This window comes from Massilia sp. Mn16-1_5 (genome assembly GCF_004798585.1).
GTDB lineage: Bacteria > Pseudomonadota > Gammaproteobacteria > Burkholderiales > Burkholderiaceae_D > Telluria.
The window spans coordinates 89,156-105,193 of the sequence record NZ_PPXQ01000005.1; the positions used below are offsets into that span (position 1 = coordinate 89,156).

The following is a 16,038-nucleotide window of genomic DNA, read 5'->3' on the forward strand; positions in this document are numbered from 1 at the left end:
CCGTCAGGCGGGCGCGGCGTGAGTCAGGGTAGCGGGCCCCGCCAGGCGCCGGCGCGCGGCCAGCGCCAGCAGTCCGAGCCCTCCGGCCAGCATCGCCGCCCCGGCCGGCTCGGGAATCGGCGAGACCGCATACACTTCCAGCGCATCGATGGCGAAGAACTGGCCGCCGACGGAACCGTCGATGATGCTGCGCCCCTCCCCGGCCGGGTCGCCATAGCTCAGGCGCCAGGACAGGGCGGTGTCGAGCGTGTCGTTGACGAACAGGTCGGGGCCGGCGCCGAAGGTCGGCCCCTGGTCGGGCGCATTGAAGGTCTGGAAGCTGCCCTGGCTCGGCAGCTCGAAGCCGCTCGGCACCTGGCGGTAGACGGCCGGCGTCGTGTAGTTGAAGATGAACGCGGTGCGCTGGAAATCGCGCGGCGTGAAGTGCCAGCCGTCGTCCTGGTCCCAGCTTTGCGGATTGTAGCCGCCCACCAGCCAGGCCTTGCCCGCCGGATCGCTCACGCGCAGCAGCGTGAAGGTCGGGCCGCGGTTGTCGGCGGCGGCATGAAAGTCGAGGGACGTGTCAAGCGCACCCTGGCGCGTGTAGACGTTCTCGAAAATCTGGTCGCCGGCACCCAGCCAGCGTTCGAGCTGGCCCTCGAGCACGGGGTCCAGCGGCGGCGCGCCGGTCTGGGCCGAGACCGGCGCGACGGCAGCCAGCGCCAGCAAAGCGGCAGCAACAAGCGTCTTCATGATCACCTCCTGACGGGGTTCACTGAGGGCTTACACTGAAGGCTTATTGTATGCCCCACCTGCGCAGGGCTTCACACTGTTGACTCGGAAACCTTGATTGAGCCAGGCAAAAAAAAACGGACGTTACCGTCCGTTTTCGTCCAGCCGCGCAATCGATTACGAGCGCTTGTAGATGTCTTCGAAACGCACGATGTCATCCTCGCCGAGGTAGCTGCCGGACTGCACTTCGATGATGTGCAGCGGCAGTTTGCCCGGGTTCTCGAGGCGGTGGTTCATGCCGATCGGGATGTAGGTCGACTCGTTTTCCGACAGCAGGCTGACCTTCTCGCCGCAGGTCACGCGTGCCGTGCCCGACACCACGACCCAGTGCTCGGCGCGGTGGTGGTGCATCTGCAGCGACAGCTTCTCGCCCGGCTTGACCGTGATGCGCTTGACCTGGAAACGGTCGCCCGCATCGATGCCCTCGTAGTGGCCCCAGGGACGGTAGACCTTGGTGTGGTGCAGGTGCTCGGTACGTTCCTTCGACTTCAGGTGATCGACCACCTGCTTGACGCGCTGGACCGCATTCTTGTGCGCGACCAGCACGGCGTCGTTGGTCTCGACCACGACCACGTCGTCCAGGCCGACCACGGCCACGATGCGGCTTTCGGCACGCACCAGCGAGTTCGTCACGCCGTCCAGGTAGACGTCGCCGCGCTGGGCATTGCCGTTCTCGTCCTTCGCCTGCACTTCCCACAGCGCCGACCACGAGCCGACGTCGTTCCAGCCGATATCGGCCGGCACGACCACCGCGTTACCGGTGTGTTCCATGACCGCGTAGTCGATCGAGTCCGATGGGCAAGCGGTGAACGCGGCTTCGTCGAGACGGCAGAAATCGAGGTCGCGGTAGCCGGTGCCGACCGCTTTCTCGGCAGCCTCGGCGATGGCGGGCGCGAACTTCGCCAGTTCGGCCAGGTAGCGCTCGGCCGCGAACATGAACATGCCGCTGTTCCAGTAATAGCCGCCGTCGGCGACGAAGGCCTGGGCCGTGGCCAGGTCCGGCTTCTCGACGAAGCGTTCGACCTGGTAGCCGCCTTCGTTGCCGGCCAGGGCGGCGCCACGGCGGATGTAGCCGTAGCCGGTTTCCGGCGACTGCGGCACGATGCCGAAGGTCGCCAGGCCGCCCTCCTTGACCAGGCTCGCTGCGCGCGCGACGGCTTCCTTGAAGGCTTCCGTGTTTTCGATCACGTGGTCGGCCGGCAGCACCAGCATGACCGCTTCCGGATCGATCGCCTTCAGGTAATGGGCAGCCGCGGCCACGGCCGGCGCGGTATTCCGGCCGACCGGCTCGAGCAGGATCCCCAGCGGCGTGATGCCGGCCGCGCGCAGCTGTTCGGCCACCATGAAGCGGTGGTCGTTGCCGCAGACGACGAGCGGTGCCTGCAGGCCCGGCAGCCCGGCCACGCGCAGGGCGGTGTCCTGCAGCATGGTCTTGTCGGCCACGATCGGCAGCAGCTGCTTCGGGAGCACAGCGCGCGACAGCGGCCACAGACGGGTGCCGGCACCGCCGGAGAGGATCACGGGATAAATTTTCATGCGTTCGCTTTCTTCTATCGGGTATTACTTTTCTGGATTGCGTTTTCTTTTCGGCTGCTGCGGCGGCGGTCGCGTGCGTTCAACCACTCTTCGGAACTATATTCGGACGCGTGCTTCATCTCGCCTGCACGGTCGACACTATATTCCTTAAATACAATCATTTCATTTAGCGTAACGTCGTGTAACACACGAGTATATTCAAACAACACGCTCCGGACAACCTCGGCGCCTTCGCAGATGTGGCTGCCATGGCCGATCCAGGTCGGTCCGACGATGTGCACGCCCGCTTCGATGCGCACGCCCGAACCAATGTAGACCGGACCCTCGATCGTGGTGCCGTTCCAGTCGATGCTCGTGTTCAGGCCGACCCACAGCCCCGGCTCGATCTGGGTGCCCGGCACGTCCATGTGGTTGACTTCGCCCGTCAGCACGGTCTGCAGCACTTCCCAGTAATCCGACATGGTGCCGATGTCGAGCCAGTTGAACGGACGGCGCTGGGCGTAGAACGGCAGGCCGCGCTCGGCCAGCAGCGGGAACAGCTCCGAACCGATGTCGAAACTCACGCCCGACGGAATCAGGTCGATCACTTCCGGCTCGAAGATGTAAATGCCGGTGCTGATGAAGTTCGACTTGGCGTCTTCCTGGCTCGGCTTTTCCTGGAACTCGGTAATGCGCCCCGCTTCGTCGGTGACGACCACGCCATACGAGGACACTTTGTCCCATGGCACTTCCTTGGTGATGACCGAGGCCATCGCCCCCTTGCGGCGGTGCTCGAGCAGGGCCGCCTTCAGGTCGAGGTCGATCAATGCATCGCCGCACAGCACGATGGTGGTGTCGTCGAAGAACTGGCCGAATTCCTGGATCTTTTTCATGCCGCCGGCCGAACCGATCGGCTCGGGCACGATGGTGCCGTCATCGGTCATGTAGCCTTCGAAGGAATAGCCGATCTGGACGCCGAACTGCTCGCCCTCGCCGAAATACTCCTCGATCTTTTCGTGCAGCCAGCTGACGTTGACCATGATTTCGGTCACGCCGTGTTTTTTCAAATGTTCGACCAGGTAAGCCATCACCGGTTTCCCCAGCAGGGGAATCATCGGTTTCGGAAGGTCGTACGTGAGCGGGCGAACGCGCGTGCCCTTGCCTGCCGCGAGAATCATTGCTTTCATTTAACCGTCCTCATTCTGTGTGCTGTCGGGCGGCCGCGCTGTAAAACTTTGTCGGTTTTACGTCGGCGTTTTGTCGCCCGGATTGGTCTGGTGTCGTTTTTCCCTTGCTTCAGGCCTTGGCCGACATCGTCTGGTAGCGCCAGGTGTCGGCGCACATCTGCGCGACGTCGCGCGTGGCGACCCAGCCCAGTTCCTCGCGCGCACGCGCCGGATCGGCATAGCACTTGGCAATGTCGCCCGGACGGCGGTCGACGATCTGGTACGGGACCGGACGGCCGCTCGCCTGCTCGAAGGCGCGCACCATTTCCAGCACGCTGTTGCCGTGGCCGGTACCGAGGTTGTAGGTGACCAGGCCCGGTCCTTGCGCCAGCTTGTCCAGGGTCTTGACGTGGCCGATCGACAGGTCGACGACGTGGATGTAGTCGCGCATGCCGGTACCGTCCGGCGTCGGATAGTCGCCGCCGAAGACCGACAGCTTTTCGCGCTGGCCGGTGGCGACCTGGGCGATATAAGGCACGAGGTTGTTCGGGATGCCGGAGGGCGACTCGCCGATCAGGCCGCTTTCATGGGCGCCGACCGGATTGAAATAGCGCAGCAGCGCGATGCGCCAGTCCGGCTCGGCCTTGATCAGGTCGCGCAGGATGTCTTCGATCATCAGCTTGCTGCGGCCATAGGGATTGGTGGCCGACAGCGGGAAGTCTTCCAGGATCGGCACCGAGGCCGGATCGCCATACACCGTGGCCGAGGAGCTGAACACCAGGGTCTTGACACCGAACTTGGCCATGGTCTCGAACAGCACGACGCTGCCGGAGACGTTGTTGTCGTAGTAGCGCAGCGGCTGCGCCACCGATTCGCCGACCGCTTTGAGGCCGGCGAAGTGGATGACGGCGTCGACCTTGTGGGCGGCAAAGGCCGCTTCCATGGCCGCGCGGTCGCGGATGTCGGCTTCGATGAAATCGAAGGATTTGCCCGTAATCTTTTGCACTTGCTCTTGCACCGAGCGCTGGGCGTTGGAGAGATTGTCGACCACGACCACGTCGTACCCGGCATGTTGCAACTCGACGACGGTGTGGGAACCGATGTAGCCCACGCCGCCCGTAACCAGAATCTTCATTGTCGTCACTCTCATTCACTGTTGATGCGCGCCTGTTTCGGCGCTCCAGAACGGCGCTGTGCCGTCCCCCTCTTGTCTTTCGGCAGCGGCTCTACGGCCGCGTCTTCCCTAATCCGGTATGTCAATGACGTCGCATGTGCGCCGCTTCCTTCAGCAGCAGCCAGACGAAAGCCATGTCCTCGATGAAGTAGCGGCGGAACATGCGCCGCGGCTCCTGCAAGAAGCGGTAAAACCATTCCAGGCCGGCACGCTGCATCCAGCGCGGGGCGCGCCTGACGCGGCCGATCGCCACGTCGAAGGTGCCGCCCACCCCCATCGCAAACGGGATACGCATGGTTTCCTGCCAGCGTCCGAGGAATTGTTCCTTCTTCGGCGAACCGATCGCCACGAACAGCAGGTCGGCCCGGCTGGCGCGGATCTGCTCGGCTACCTGCGCCTCCTGCATCTCGCCCTGCCAGTAGCCGTCGCGCCAGCCGGCGATCACCAGGCTGGGATAGCGCCGACTGTAGGTCTCGGCTACGCCTGATACCACCTCGGGACGGGCGCCCAGCAGGAATACCCGCCAGCCGCGCTCACCTGCCCGGCGCATCAGCGCTTCGAACAGGTCGACGCCGGCCACCCTTTCCTTGAGCGGTTTACCCAGCAGGCGCGAGGCCCACACGACCGGCATGCCGTCCACGTTCACCAGTGCGCAGGCGTTGATGATGCGCCTCAGTTCTTCGTCGCGGCTGGCCTTGACCAGCTTGTCGACGTTGACCACCACGTGCTGATGGGGCTTGCCGGAGCGGATGAATTCCTCGATGCGAACGAGGGTTTCCTCCATCGACAGATTGTCGATCCTGCAGCCCATCATCGTGATGGAGGGGTTCATTTTCAACCCTTGGCCAACTCGCGTGCCAGCACTTCCACGATCCGTTCGGCAGCCTTGCCATCCCACAGCTGCGGACGGCGGCCCTGCTTGCCCTCGCCGCGCAGGACCTTGCGCGCTTCGAACATGATTTTTTCAGGGTCGGTGCCGGCCAGCACGTTGGAACCCTCGTCCACCGTCACCGGACGCTCGGTGTTTTCGCGAATGGTCACGCAAGGCACGCCCAGGGCCGTCGTTTCTTCCTGCAGGCCGCCGCTGTCGGTCAGCACCACTGCCGCGTCCTTCCACAGGTTCAGGAAGGCCATGTAGGCCTGGGGACCGGCCAGGGTCACGTTCGGGCCGAGGTCGATGCCGAACTTCTCGATGTTGGCGCGGGTGCGCGGATGCACCGGGAAGATCAGCGGCAATTCAGTCGCGATTTCCTTCAGCGCGCCGGCGATGCGAGCGAACATGACGGGATCGTCGACGTTGCTCGGGCGGTGCATGGTCACCACGCCATATTGACCGCCCTCCTTCTGCGCCGCGGCCTTGAAGGCGGCGGTTTCGAAGCCGGAAGTGTCGGCACGGGTCAGCTTGTCGGCCTGGAACAGCACGTTGTCGACCATCACGTGGCCGACGTAGTGCACGGCCGAGTCCGGTTTACCTTCGCGCTTCAGGTGCTCGACGGCCGCCGGTTCGGTGGCGAAGAACCAGTCCGAGATGCTGTCGGTGACGAGGCGGTTGATTTCTTCAGGCATCGACATGTCGCCGCTGCGCAGGCCGGCCTCGACGTGGGCGACCGGGATGTCGAGTTTCTTGGCGACGATCGAGCAGGCCAGCGTGGAGTTCACGTCGCCGACGACCAGCACGGCGGCCGGACGCTCGGCCATGCACAGTTCCTCGAAGCCGACCATGATCTTGGCGGTCTGCTGGGCATGGCTGCCGCCGCCGGCGGCCATGAAGACGTCAGGTTGCGGAATGCCGAGTTCCTCGAAGAACACGTCGTTCATCTCGCGGTCGTAGTGCTGACCGGTATGGATGATCTTGAACGACAGCACCTGCTGTGCCTGCAGCGCACGCACGATGGGGGCGATCTTCATGAAATTGGGCCTTGCGCCCGCGACCAGGTAAATGAGCATTTTTCAGACTTCCCTAACAGCTATAGTAATTATGAGAACGGCTTGCGATGTTAAAAAAACGTTATTGTAAACTTACATTCGACCGGAACGGCGGACGATACGGTCGAGATACGGAGCACGTCGCTCGGCTCCTTCGACTGGTAGCAGCGCGAGTACCAGCCCAGGGGCGGGTTTTCGGCGCCGCGCACCAGTTCCAGCTTGAGGTCGGAACCGGTGGTGTGCATCTGCAGCGCGAAGCGCTTGCCGCGCACGTGCAGGCCGGTGCTGGTGAGCCGGACGTTCAGTTCGGGCGCGAAATGCCAGAACAGTTCGACCGGATGCGCCTTCCTGGCGGCCACCTCGTCGCGCACGACCAGGGTGCTGGTGGCGGCGTCGAAACGCACGCTGCGCAGGTGCCGTACCGGGTCGGACAGGCGGGTATAGCCGTCGTGCGAACCGCGGAAATCGAATTCGTGCGGCGAGGCCGGCATGCGCTCGATGCTCGCTTGCGCCTTGCGCAGCCACATGAAGCGCCCGCCCGAGACCGACTGGTCGCGCCCGTCGACGCGCACCGTGTTGTGGGCCGAGGTGCCGCGGAAGTAGTCGCGCCACTTCTGCCCCTGCCAGTAGGAATAGGTGCCAGGATCGACCAGCACCTGCTCGCCCGCCACCGACAGGGTCAGGGACAAGGCGTCGGCGTGGCCGTGGGCCGCGATGCCCAGATAACCCAGCGGGCCGCAGTCGAGCATGCCCTTGATCTCGTTTTCCTCACCGAAGTGGGAACCGAACAGCAGGTAGCCGCCATCCGGGAAGGCCCAGCCGGTATCAGACTCGTGAGTGTCGGCGTCCGGCCGCTTGCCCGGCAGCGCGTGCAGCAGCCAGCGCACGCCCGGATGGCTGGCGGGCTGTGCGCCGAAGACCGTGTCGCCGAGGGCCAGCAGCTGGGCCGCGCGGTCGCTGCCGGCGGCATCCAGGCGGAACACGCTGCCGTCGTCGCTGTCGCCGACGTTCGGCACGTGTCCCTGAATATCGCGCACCGAACGCAGGAAACGCAGGGCGCGCTGCAGCACGCTCCAGTAGGTGCGCGAGAAGGCCACGTCGCAGGCCTGGCCGACCAGTCCTGCGACAAACAAGAACTCGGCCGAGAACACGTGGTAGCCGAAGGCTTGTTCGCGGTTCACGCCGTCGAGCGAATACTGCAGGCGCGCCTGCTGTTCGAGCTCGCGCCGCGCCTGTTCCATCCAGGCGCCTGATGCCTTCCAGCAGGGCCAGACGGAGCTGGCCACGAACAGGCCGGCCAGTTCGCCGATCAGGTGGTTGTTGGCCGAGGAATGGCGCGACAGGTTGCGCGAGATCGTGCGGCAGTGGGCGTGGATGCTGTCGAGCCAGTCGGCGCGCAGGCGCTGGCCGGATTCGCCGGCAAACAGCACGCTCGCCTCGCCGCCCACGAGCTGCCACAGCAGCGCCCAGTTGATCAGGCGGATGCCCAGTTCCATCGGGCTGGTCCAGTTCGGTCCCTGCAGCGGTGGGCACTGGTCGAGCCAGCTGCGCAGCTGCTGTTCCAGCGCATGCAGCCAGCGCACGTCGCCGCTCACGCTCCAGGCCTGGGCCAGGCGCACGAGGTGCAGGTGGCGGTTCAGCTCCCAGACGTGCTTGATGTCGCCGACCAGCTCGGGATTGTCGATGGCGATGTCGCTCGAGAAAATCGAGGGGCCGGTCACGCCGCTATAGGGATCGCGGTTCCAGATGGTGGGCACGCCGACGTCGAAGCTGCGGTCGGCGAACAGCACGACGTGGCCGGCGCAGATGCGGTCGGCCTCGGCCAGCAGCGCCTCGACTTCGCCCGCTTGCATGGTGGGGGCGCCGTGTACGTTAAAGGTGCGTGCCCGCGGCAAAGGCGCGGATACCGGCGCGGATACCGCGCGCAAGGCGGCCCCACGCGCGATCTTCGTGCGTGCCGCCCGGCGCAGGCGGAAGCCGATTTCGGCCACCGACATGCAGCGCAGACGATTCACCCACCACACCATGCGTACTGTTGCGTTCATCGAGCCCCCGCCAAATCGTTGTAGATCGCGGCCAGCCGGCCGCAGACCGCTTCGGTTGAATAGTGTTGCGCTACCGTCCTGCGCGCCTGTTCGCCCAATTGCGCGCGCAAGCCCCCATCGTCCAGCACCCGTGCCAGCGCGCCGGCCAGCGCCGTCCCATCCTGCGGCGGTACCAGCAAGCCGTTCTCGCCCTCGCGTAGCGCCTCGGGGATCCCGCCGACGGCGCTGGCCACGACCGCCTTGCCGGCGGCCATCGCTTCCAGCAGGGCCATCGGCAGACCCTCGGCGTGCGAGGGCAGGCAGAACACGCTGGCGCGCGCCAGTTGTTCGGCGCACCCGGCGGCGTCGAGCCAGCCCGTCAGTTCGACCCGGTCGCCGATGCCGCGCTGGTCCGCCGCGCGGCGCCAGGCGGCCAGGTCGCCGCTGCCGGCCAGCACCAGCCTGAGTGCCGGGAAGCGCGGCGCCAGGGCGGCGGCCGCATTGAGCAGTTCGGCGACGCCCTTGGCGGCCTCGACGCGTCCGAGGAAGAGAATGCGGCCCGTCTCGGCGCGCCCGTCGCCTTCATCGAGCCTGCGCGACAGCGCCACCGCATTCGGCACCACGGCCACGCGCGCCTGCGGTGCGAAGCTGCGCACGAACGCGGCCCAGCCTTCGGTGAGCGCGATGACGAGCGAGCTGCGCTCGAGGGTATGACGGATCCAGCGCCGCATCAGGACGCCTGAACGCAGGGTGGCGAACTGGCGAAAACCGCCTCCGTGCAGGTGGAAGATGGTCTGGCAGCCGGCACAGCGTGCCAGCCACAACAACAGGGATTTGCGGGCGAAACTGGCATGCGAGGCCGCATGCGCGTGCACGATCGCCGGACGGTGCCATGAACACACAAGCGAGGCGAGGGTCTGCACGAAGCCGCCGGCGGCCGCGCCCAGCTTGGTGAGAAAATTGCCTTCGCGATGGGTGCTGACATAGCGCACCGATGCCTGCTCGAACAAGCCCCCGGCACGCAGTACCGCCACCAGCGCCGCCACCCCACCCCGCCCCTCCGGAGCGGTGCCAACCATGAGGATGCGCGGCGCGCGCGCTTTCATGCGCGAACTCCGGCATTCATGGGTGCTGCCAATCGGAGGTGGGAAGACGGTTTCACTATTCTTAATAAAGGCACAATATTTCGATCATACATCAACTGTTTCCATTTCCGCGCACAGTTCAGCGCTCGATTATGTAAAAAGTCCACCACGATCATGTTGCATTTGTCCAGACATGGCGGCGCCTTCGACGGCGATGAATTCGAACTTGCCGTTCGCTCCCCGCGGAATGGCCCCGACCCGCTCCACGGCAACCTCGACGCCCGGCACGCGCAGCAGGAAGGCCTGCACCAGCCGCGCCTCGTCCTGCGCCGAAAATTCCGGCGTGGCAACAACGCGCAGGCGGAAGCGGCCGTCGTTCGCATACAACACCTGGCCTTCGATCAGGTGCCGGTCGTGGCCCTGGAACACGCGGTCCAGGCGGGCGACGATGCGTCCGTCCGGCAAGGTCAGGATGCGTTCCTGGCGCCCGATTACGGCCTGTACGGTCGGAAACACGCGGCCGCAGGGGCAGGGCCGGCCGTCCCCGGGCAGGACCCGGTCGCCGGTGCGGTAGCGCAGCAAGGGCATGGCCGGGTTGTTCAGCGTGGTGCCGACCAGTTCGGCCAGCCCGTCTTCGCCCGCGAGCAGTTCGACGCCGCCATAGTCGGTCAGCACGTGGTAGCTGCCCTCCTCGCAGGTTCCGATTGCCACGACGCGCTCGGCCTGCCCGTACCAGTCGAAGACGCGCACGCCGAAGCGGTGTTCGACCAGCGCCCGCACGGCCGGCTCCAGCGTTTCGGACGAGGTCAGCACACCGCGCAGGGCCCGCCCGCGGTAGCCCCGGCCGTGCGCCTCGAGCCAGGACGCGAGCGCCGCCACCGAGGACGGATAGGCATGCAGCACGACCGGCTCGTAGCGTTCCAGGGCGTCGATATAGGCACCGATCGTCGTCTCCGACAGGTGGTAGGAGGACATCAGCAGCATCCTGCCCGCGTAGTCATGGCACCAGTAGCGCTGCCCGCGCGGATGGTCGGCGCAGACGATGTCGCCACGGATCCAGGCGCGGCGCTCGCCCGGCCGCCAGCCGATCCAGCGCAGCTGGCGCTGAACGAAGCCCTCCTCGCGGATGATGGCACCGAGCGTCTGCACCAGGGTGAGAGGTGTGCCCGAGGTGCCGCTGGTGCGGATCGTGCTGCGCAACAGGGATCCAGGCGCGCGGGGACGCACGAAGCGTTCCGGGTATTGGCGCAGCATGTCCTTGGTCAGGAAGCGCGCGTCCGGATCGGCTTGCGGCAGCCGGGTGCCATCAAACGCTACCTGCACGTCCAGGCGACGCGCCCGCTCGGCGATGGCCGCGGCCAGGAGCGCCGCCGAACGTTCCTGCGCCACCAGGCGCGGGGTGACCAGCAGGCGCGCCGGCAGGCTGCGCAGGAGGATGCGCACGAGCGAGCGCAGCGTCGCCTTCAGCGACCAGGTCCACATGGCGCCAGGATGCAGTGATAGGCGTGCGCCACCTCGCGCGCCAGGATGTCGTAGGTGCGGTGCGCCCTGACCCAGGGCGGCCCGCATGCGGCGCAGCGCGCGGCAAGATCGGGTTCGCGCAGCAGGCGCAGCGTGGCCTCGGCGAAGGCCTCGGCCTGCATCGGCACGCACAGGCCGGCGCCGCTTTCCTCGATCACGCGCGCCTGGTCCGGGATGTCGTTGGCGACACCGGGAATACCCAGCGCCAGGTATTCGACCAGCTTGGTCGGCGACGAAACGTCGAATAGCTTCCCGCGCGGGATCGGCGACAGGCCGACTTCGGCCCGTACCGCATAGCCGAGCGCGGCCGCCTGGGGCAGCCAGCCGGTCAGCAGCACATGGTGTCCGAGGCCGCGCGCCGCGATCGCGGTACGCATCCACATCATTTCGTCGAGCGAGGGCGCGTCGCCGACGATCACCAGCAGGACCTCGGGCTCCTGCCGGCGCAGGTGCAGGACAACGTCGAGCAGGAAATCGGACTGGCGCGACTGGGCCACGTGCCCCAGGTAGAGCACGACACGGCGCCCGGCCAGGCGCCGGTCGCCGCTGGGCACGATGGCGCCGCGGTCGAACACGGCGGCATCGACGCCCATCGGCACCGGCGTCATGCGCTCGCGCGCGATGCCGAGCGTGCGCAGCCAGTCGCGCATCGCTTCGCTCTGCACGAACACGTGATCGGCGGCGGGCAGCACCAGCCGGTACACGACGCGGCGCGACACGAAGGCGCGCAGGGAGTGCCCCAGCAGGCGCGGGCTCAGCCAGCGCAGATCGAGCCAGCGCGGAACGAACCAGCCCCGGGGAGGCCGCCGCCCCGCCAGCGCGTCGCGCCGCGCTTCATAGCCTTCGACGATGGGAAAGGACATCCAGTAAATGAAAGGAATGCGCAGCAGGCGCGCGACCAGCAGGGCCAGCAGCGCGCTGGCGACCTTGTCGCGCACCTGGATGCAGTCCGGCCGCGCCCGCAACCAGGCGCGCAGCAGGCCGAACGCGTCCCACAGCGGCGCGAGCAGGCTGGCGAAGCGGTGGCGCAGGTGGCCGACGATGTGCATGCCGCCGCCGCCCCATCCGTCCTCGTGACCATCCTCCACCGCGCCTCCCTGCCCCACCAGCTCGGTCAGCACCCCATAGCGCGGCATCTCCGCACCGAACAGGGCCGCGACGTCGGCGCGCAGCGGGGGCAGCGGATCGCGCACGATATAGGTAATCGAAAATGGCCGCGTATCGAAGGAAGACATGGAAGCCCCGGTCGAGGTGTCAGGGCCATACTAGCGCAGGCACCTGCGCGCAAGACGGTTGCCACCCCAAGCGCGCGGGGCGCCCGATTGAGGGCGATCAAAGACCAACGGCCACGCATGGCGGCGCTATCCCGCACCGCGGGCAAGGCCGGCGCAGGCATCGAGCCGCGCCCGCAAACCGGCACTCTTCACCCCTTCGAGCTTGCGGCAAAAGTGGGCGCCGGAGGCGCGAATGCGCGCGAGGTCGTCCTCGACCAGCACCTGCGGATTGCGCGAATTGCCGGCCGGCCATTGCACATAACGGTAATTGTGCGCCGTGACGCGCGCGGCAAAGGGCGAGGCCATCACCAGGGTCTGGAAAAACAGCTCGTCGGGACAGAGTACGGTGCGAAAGAAACGCGCCAGCCCGGGCTGCGCGTCCACCCGCTCCAGCAGGTGGACGAGACAGGGCCGCGACAAGGCCCACCAAGTCGAGCCGCCGTAGGGCTGCAGGCCCGCGGGGAAGCGGCGTGTGCGGCCGGCGGCGCGCAGGCAGCGATTGGCCAGCGCGCAGGCGGCGCGCAGCGCAAACGCACTGCCCTCGCGATAAAAATACTGGTAGCGGTAGTCCGCCGGCCAGCCCTGCGGGCCGATCGCCACGGTGTCGATCAGCTCGCGCTCGCGAAGCGCCGCCAGCGTATGCTTCAGCACGGCGTTCGGCAGCACCGGATAGTCCTGGGCGGACAGGAACAGCAGCTTGTCGAAAGCCGGCTCGGCGGCAAGCACCTGGCGCAGCGACGCCAGCGTGGCGCTCACCTGGGTGAAGCCGCCCCAGCGCACGTCGCGGCGCGGCTGGATCTGGCGCGCGCGCGGGTCGACCTGCGCGGGATCGAGCCGCCATTTGCGGTCGAGGTGGACGTAGAGGACGAAGTCCGGATCGGACAGGCGCGCCAGCAGCGCGTTGAGCTGGACGAGGTCCTTGTGCGCATGGATCAGGAAGACCTGCTTCATCGCCGCCTCCAGCGGCCGGTGCAGCGCCGCAAAAAAAACGTCCCCGGGGCACCCAGGCCGCGGGGACGTTCGCGGTGCACCGGCAAGGCGCACCGACTATAGCGCGTGGTCTGCTGCGACCCGCGTTCAGTTCAGTGTGACACTTTGCCCTGCAACAGTGACGGTGCGCACCGTGCCGGAGGTCGCCACCTGGACTTCCGGACGCTTGCAGCCGACGTCGAGCAGCACCAGGAACTCGGCGACCGACTTGCCGTCGTTCGCCAGGTAGAAGGCGCCATGGTCCTCGACCACATTGGGCTTGGCGCCCGGCCCGATCCATTGCGAGAAGGGAGCGTTGGCGTTCAGCGAGCGCACGCAGACCGACTGGCCGTTGACCGCGATCTTCACCGCATTCGGGTTTTCGATCGTCATCGCCACCGGCGCATGCAGGTTGAACTCGTAGGTGTGCGGCACCGTGGCCGACAGGCGGTCGCGCACCAGGATCGCATTGCTCGCGTTGCGCAGATGCCAGACCTGGCGCTTGGCCATGGTCAGCTGGCCGCCATACGCGGCGGTCGCGTCGCCCTCGGCGAAGTCATAGCTCGGCTGTGCGGCGAAACCGATGATCTTGCCGTTGCGCTGCAGCTGTTCGCGGTAGCCGGTCACCAGCTGGCCCTTGCCGCCATCAAAAGTGATGGCGTTCTGCGAGCGGGTCTGGTGGTACCAGTCGGTCCAGTAGGGCGAACCGTACCAGTCGTACCAGCCGGCCTTGACCAGCAGCGGCTGTCCCGCCACCGACAGCAGTAGGCCGTTCTGGTCGCCGTGGCTGTGGTTGAAGGAACCATACGGGCTGGACTTGAAGTACAGCGAGCTGCGCGAGGACAGGCCGATGTCGCTGTGCATCGACACCCAGCCGATGCTCGGGTAGTAGGCGCTCGAGGACGGCGGCGACAGGGTCTTGGTGTCGGCCACCGGCATCGGGTACGGCGCCTGCAGCAGGGAGAGCGTGTCTTCGGTGCCGCCCAGCTTCGACACGTACCAGGCGGCACGCGGCGAGACCATGCGCGAACCGAAGGCGTGGAAGACGCGGGTATCCGGCTTGGTTTCCGAACCGTCGCCGAAGGCATGGATCTTCGAGCCCGGCGGCGTGAACTGGGTCGCGAAGTCGAGGAAGCCCAGCGCCCACGGCTTGGCATAGAAATTCACGCCGGTCGCCTGGGTGAGCGGGTCCCACAGCTGCACCAGGTAGCCGGCCGCGTATTCGGCGTAGGCGGTGCCGTTGGCGAAGCCGCCTTCCGGACCGGCCCAGGGCGACGGTGCGTTGGCATAGGCTCGGAACGAGAAATCGAACCACTTCTGCGCTTCCGGGATGTCGCCCAGCGACAGCGAGGAGATCAGCACCAGGAACACCAGGCTGGTGTTGCCGTGCGAGTCGAACGGATACTGGTCGAGGCGGCCGTTGTCGCCGGCCAGGTTGCGGTAGATTTCCTCGGTCCGCACGCGCACCGTTTCCAGCCACTTGGCCTTGCGCGTGGCATCGAGGTCCCCGGCCAGGGAATCGATCGCCTTGATCAGCGAGACCGAGATCTGGCGCGTGGCCTGGTCCTGGTTGACGTAGCTGGTCGGCCCTTTCGGATCGAGGGCGGCCAGCTGGTCGCCCTTGCGCAGCGCTTCGGTCAGGAACAGCGGATCGCGCTTCATGCGCCACATCACGGCGGCCGCTTCCAGCTGGCGGCTGGCTTCGTTGATGCGCTGGCGGATGTCGGTCTGCTGCGAGGCCATGGCGGCAGTCAGCGGCGTGGCGATCGTGATCGGCCAGCGCGCGTCGTTCAGCACCGGCAGCGCGTTGATCTGCAGCTTGATCTCGTTCGTCATGCGGCTGACGTAAGGATCGAGCTCGGCCTTCTTGGAGGCGCTCCAGGTCGAGTACAGGGTGAACGAAGGCGGCAGCGCGCGCGGACGGGCCTTGGCCGCGATGCGCGAACGCAGGGTGGCGTTGTCCGGCACTTCGAACACGGTCGAGCGCGTGGTCAGCGAGAAGCTGCGCGCCGTCGTCCAGTCGTTGCTGCCGCTCGGACGCACGCGCCAGGTGTAGTTACCAAGCGGCAGCGCCTTGGTCGGCAGGTACCAGTTGCGCTCGACCACGGCCACGGTAGGCGTGCCGCCGGCGGGAGTGATTTCGATGTCGTAGGAAGCCGGGCCGGTCGGGTGACGCGCCCAGGTAAAGCCGGGCGGATTCTGGGCCTGGATCGCGCCGCCGGCCGGTCCTGGCTGGACGATCAGCGGATCGGTCGCCTGTGCCCAGTCCGCGTGCGCATTCAAGGACAGCACGCACAGCGATGCCAGGGCAAGGGCCTGGACCAGGCCCCGAAGTTGGGATTTCATGAATGATGCTCCGAGAACATGGATGACTATCTGGCGCAGCGGCCATCCTGGAGCGGCGGCCACCGCATTCTGCTGGGAGCGGCATGTGCTGCAGCGCACACCGTTCGAAACAGAAATGATGTTACCGCAGCAAGAAATTGAACAGCGGCAACTTTTTTCCTAAACTCATCCTTTTTTTGAATTGCCCAGCAGAAATCCAACGCTGGAGCAACACACTTGCCAGACCTGAATTCCAGGCAAATAACAGCTGTGTTTTGTTCGCAAAGT

Annotated in this window: 13 protein-coding genes; 1 reads left to right on the plus strand and 12 read right to left on the minus strand. The window is 66.4% G+C overall.

What is annotated here, in order from left to right:
- Nucleotides 1–3: 3 nt before the first annotated feature.
- The 12 genes from C2862_RS07250 to C2862_RS07305 form a co-directional block, all read right to left on the minus strand.
- A complete protein-coding gene (locus C2862_RS07250) occupies nucleotides 4–732 on the minus strand; it encodes a PEP_CTERM-anchored TLD domain-containing protein (RefSeq protein WP_136219454.1) in 729 nt (242 codons plus the stop codon).
- Between the two features lie 156 nt (nucleotides 733–888).
- A complete protein-coding gene (locus C2862_RS07255) occupies nucleotides 889–2,307 on the minus strand; it encodes a mannose-1-phosphate guanylyltransferase/mannose-6-phosphate isomerase (protein ID WP_136219455.1) in 1,419 nt (472 codons plus the stop codon).
- A gap of 14 nt (nucleotides 2,308–2,321) precedes the next feature.
- Nucleotides 2,322–3,473 (minus strand): sugar phosphate nucleotidyltransferase, encoded by a 1,152-nt coding sequence (locus tag C2862_RS07260; RefSeq protein WP_136219456.1) that lies wholly within the window; start codon nucleotides 3,471–3,473, stop codon nucleotides 2,322–2,324.
- A 109-nt stretch (nucleotides 3,474–3,582) separates the two neighbouring features.
- Nucleotides 3,583–4,587: a UDP-glucose 4-epimerase GalE gene (gene galE, locus C2862_RS07265; RefSeq protein ID WP_136219457.1), complete on the minus strand. Its 1,005-nt coding sequence runs from the start codon at nucleotides 4,585–4,587 to the stop codon at nucleotides 3,583–3,585.
- A gap of 121 nt (nucleotides 4,588–4,708) precedes the next feature.
- Entirely contained in the window at nucleotides 4,709–5,458 is a 750-nt protein-coding gene (locus C2862_RS07270) for a WecB/TagA/CpsF family glycosyltransferase (RefSeq protein WP_136219458.1), read from the minus strand.
- 2 nt (nucleotides 5,459–5,460) lie between these two features.
- Nucleotides 5,461–6,573, minus strand: coding sequence for a non-hydrolyzing UDP-N-acetylglucosamine 2-epimerase (gene wecB, locus C2862_RS07275; protein WP_136219459.1), 1,113 nt, complete (start codon nucleotides 6,571–6,573; stop codon nucleotides 5,461–5,463).
- Nucleotides 6,574–6,623: 50 nt separating this feature from the next.
- Nucleotides 6,624–8,597, minus strand: a complete 1,974-nt coding sequence (locus C2862_RS07280) for an alginate lyase family protein (protein WP_229467329.1) — start codon at nucleotides 8,595–8,597, stop codon at nucleotides 6,624–6,626.
- Complete coding sequence (locus C2862_RS07285) at nucleotides 8,594–9,682, minus strand: glycosyltransferase family 4 protein (RefSeq protein ID WP_229467330.1); 1,089 nt, start codon at nucleotides 9,680–9,682, stop codon at nucleotides 8,594–8,596. The genes C2862_RS07280 and C2862_RS07285 overlap by 4 nt, the downstream gene beginning before the upstream one ends.
- A gap of 129 nt (nucleotides 9,683–9,811) precedes the next feature.
- Nucleotides 9,812–11,143: a phenylacetate--CoA ligase family protein gene (locus tag C2862_RS07290; protein WP_136219460.1), complete on the minus strand. Its 1,332-nt coding sequence runs from the start codon at nucleotides 11,141–11,143 to the stop codon at nucleotides 9,812–9,814.
- On the minus strand, nucleotides 11,125–12,417 hold the full coding sequence (locus C2862_RS07295; RefSeq protein WP_136219461.1) for a glycosyltransferase: 1,293 nt from the start codon (nucleotides 12,415–12,417) through the stop codon (nucleotides 11,125–11,127). Before C2862_RS07295 ends, C2862_RS07290 begins: the two co-directional genes overlap by 19 nt.
- Nucleotides 12,418–12,543: 126 nt before the next feature.
- The gene (locus tag C2862_RS07300; protein WP_136219462.1) at nucleotides 12,544–13,407 is read right to left on the minus strand and encodes a beta-1,6-N-acetylglucosaminyltransferase; all 864 of its coding nucleotides are present in this window, start codon (nucleotides 13,405–13,407) and stop codon (nucleotides 12,544–12,546) included.
- 126 nt (nucleotides 13,408–13,533) lie between these two features.
- On the minus strand, nucleotides 13,534–15,771 hold the full coding sequence (locus C2862_RS07305; RefSeq protein WP_229467331.1) for a DUF4962 domain-containing protein: 2,238 nt from the start codon (nucleotides 15,769–15,771) through the stop codon (nucleotides 13,534–13,536).
- A 22-nt stretch (nucleotides 15,772–15,793) separates the two neighbouring features.
- On the opposite strand from C2862_RS07305, the gene C2862_RS25210 reads away from it, so the two are divergent.
- The gene (locus C2862_RS25210) at nucleotides 15,794–15,934 is read left to right on the plus strand and encodes a hypothetical protein (RefSeq protein WP_168710021.1); all 141 of its coding nucleotides are present in this window, start codon (nucleotides 15,794–15,796) and stop codon (nucleotides 15,932–15,934) included.
- Nucleotides 15,935–16,038: the final 104 nt, after the last annotated feature.

What these genes read in the sequence shown, in the direction of transcription:
- C2862_RS07270 (WP_136219458.1), bottom strand. Translation starts at nt 5,458, where the DNA reads ATGAACCCCTCCATCACGATGATGGGCTGCAGGATCGACAATCTGTCG.
- C2862_RS07290 (WP_136219460.1), bottom strand. Translation starts at nt 11,143, where the DNA reads ATGTGGACCTGGTCGCTGAAGGCGACGCTGCGCTCGCTCGTGCGCATC.
- C2862_RS07300 (WP_136219462.1), bottom strand. Translation starts at nt 13,407, where the DNA reads ATGAAGCAGGTCTTCCTGATCCATGCGCACAAGGACCTCGTCCAGCTC.
- C2862_RS07280 (WP_229467329.1), bottom strand. Translation starts at nt 8,597, where the DNA reads ATGAACGCAACAGTACGCATGGTGTGGTGGGTGAATCGTCTGCGCTGC.
- galE (WP_136219457.1), bottom strand. Translation starts at nt 4,587, where the DNA reads ATGAAGATTCTGGTTACGGGCGGCGTGGGCTACATCGGTTCCCACACC.
- C2862_RS07295 (WP_136219461.1), bottom strand. Translation starts at nt 12,417, where the DNA reads ATGTCTTCCTTCGATACGCGGCCATTTTCGATTACCTATATCGTGCGC.
- C2862_RS07250 (WP_136219454.1), bottom strand. Translation starts at nt 732, where the DNA reads ATGAAGACGCTTGTTGCTGCCGCTTTGCTGGCGCTGGCTGCCGTCGCG.
- C2862_RS07285 (WP_229467330.1), bottom strand. Translation starts at nt 9,682, where the DNA reads ATGAAAGCGCGCGCGCCGCGCATCCTCATGGTTGGCACCGCTCCGGAG.
- wecB (WP_136219459.1), bottom strand. Translation starts at nt 6,573, where the DNA reads ATGCTCATTTACCTGGTCGCGGGCGCAAGGCCCAATTTCATGAAGATC.
- C2862_RS07305 (WP_229467331.1), bottom strand. Translation starts at nt 15,771, where the DNA reads ATGAAATCCCAACTTCGGGGCCTGGTCCAGGCCCTTGCCCTGGCATCG.
- C2862_RS25210 (WP_168710021.1), top strand. Translation starts at nt 15,794, where the DNA reads ATGACTATCTGGCGCAGCGGCCATCCTGGAGCGGCGGCCACCGCATTC.
- C2862_RS07260 (WP_136219456.1), bottom strand. Translation starts at nt 3,473, where the DNA reads ATGAAAGCAATGATTCTCGCGGCAGGCAAGGGCACGCGCGTTCGCCCG.
- C2862_RS07255 (WP_136219455.1), bottom strand. Translation starts at nt 2,307, where the DNA reads ATGAAAATTTATCCCGTGATCCTCTCCGGCGGTGCCGGCACCCGTCTG.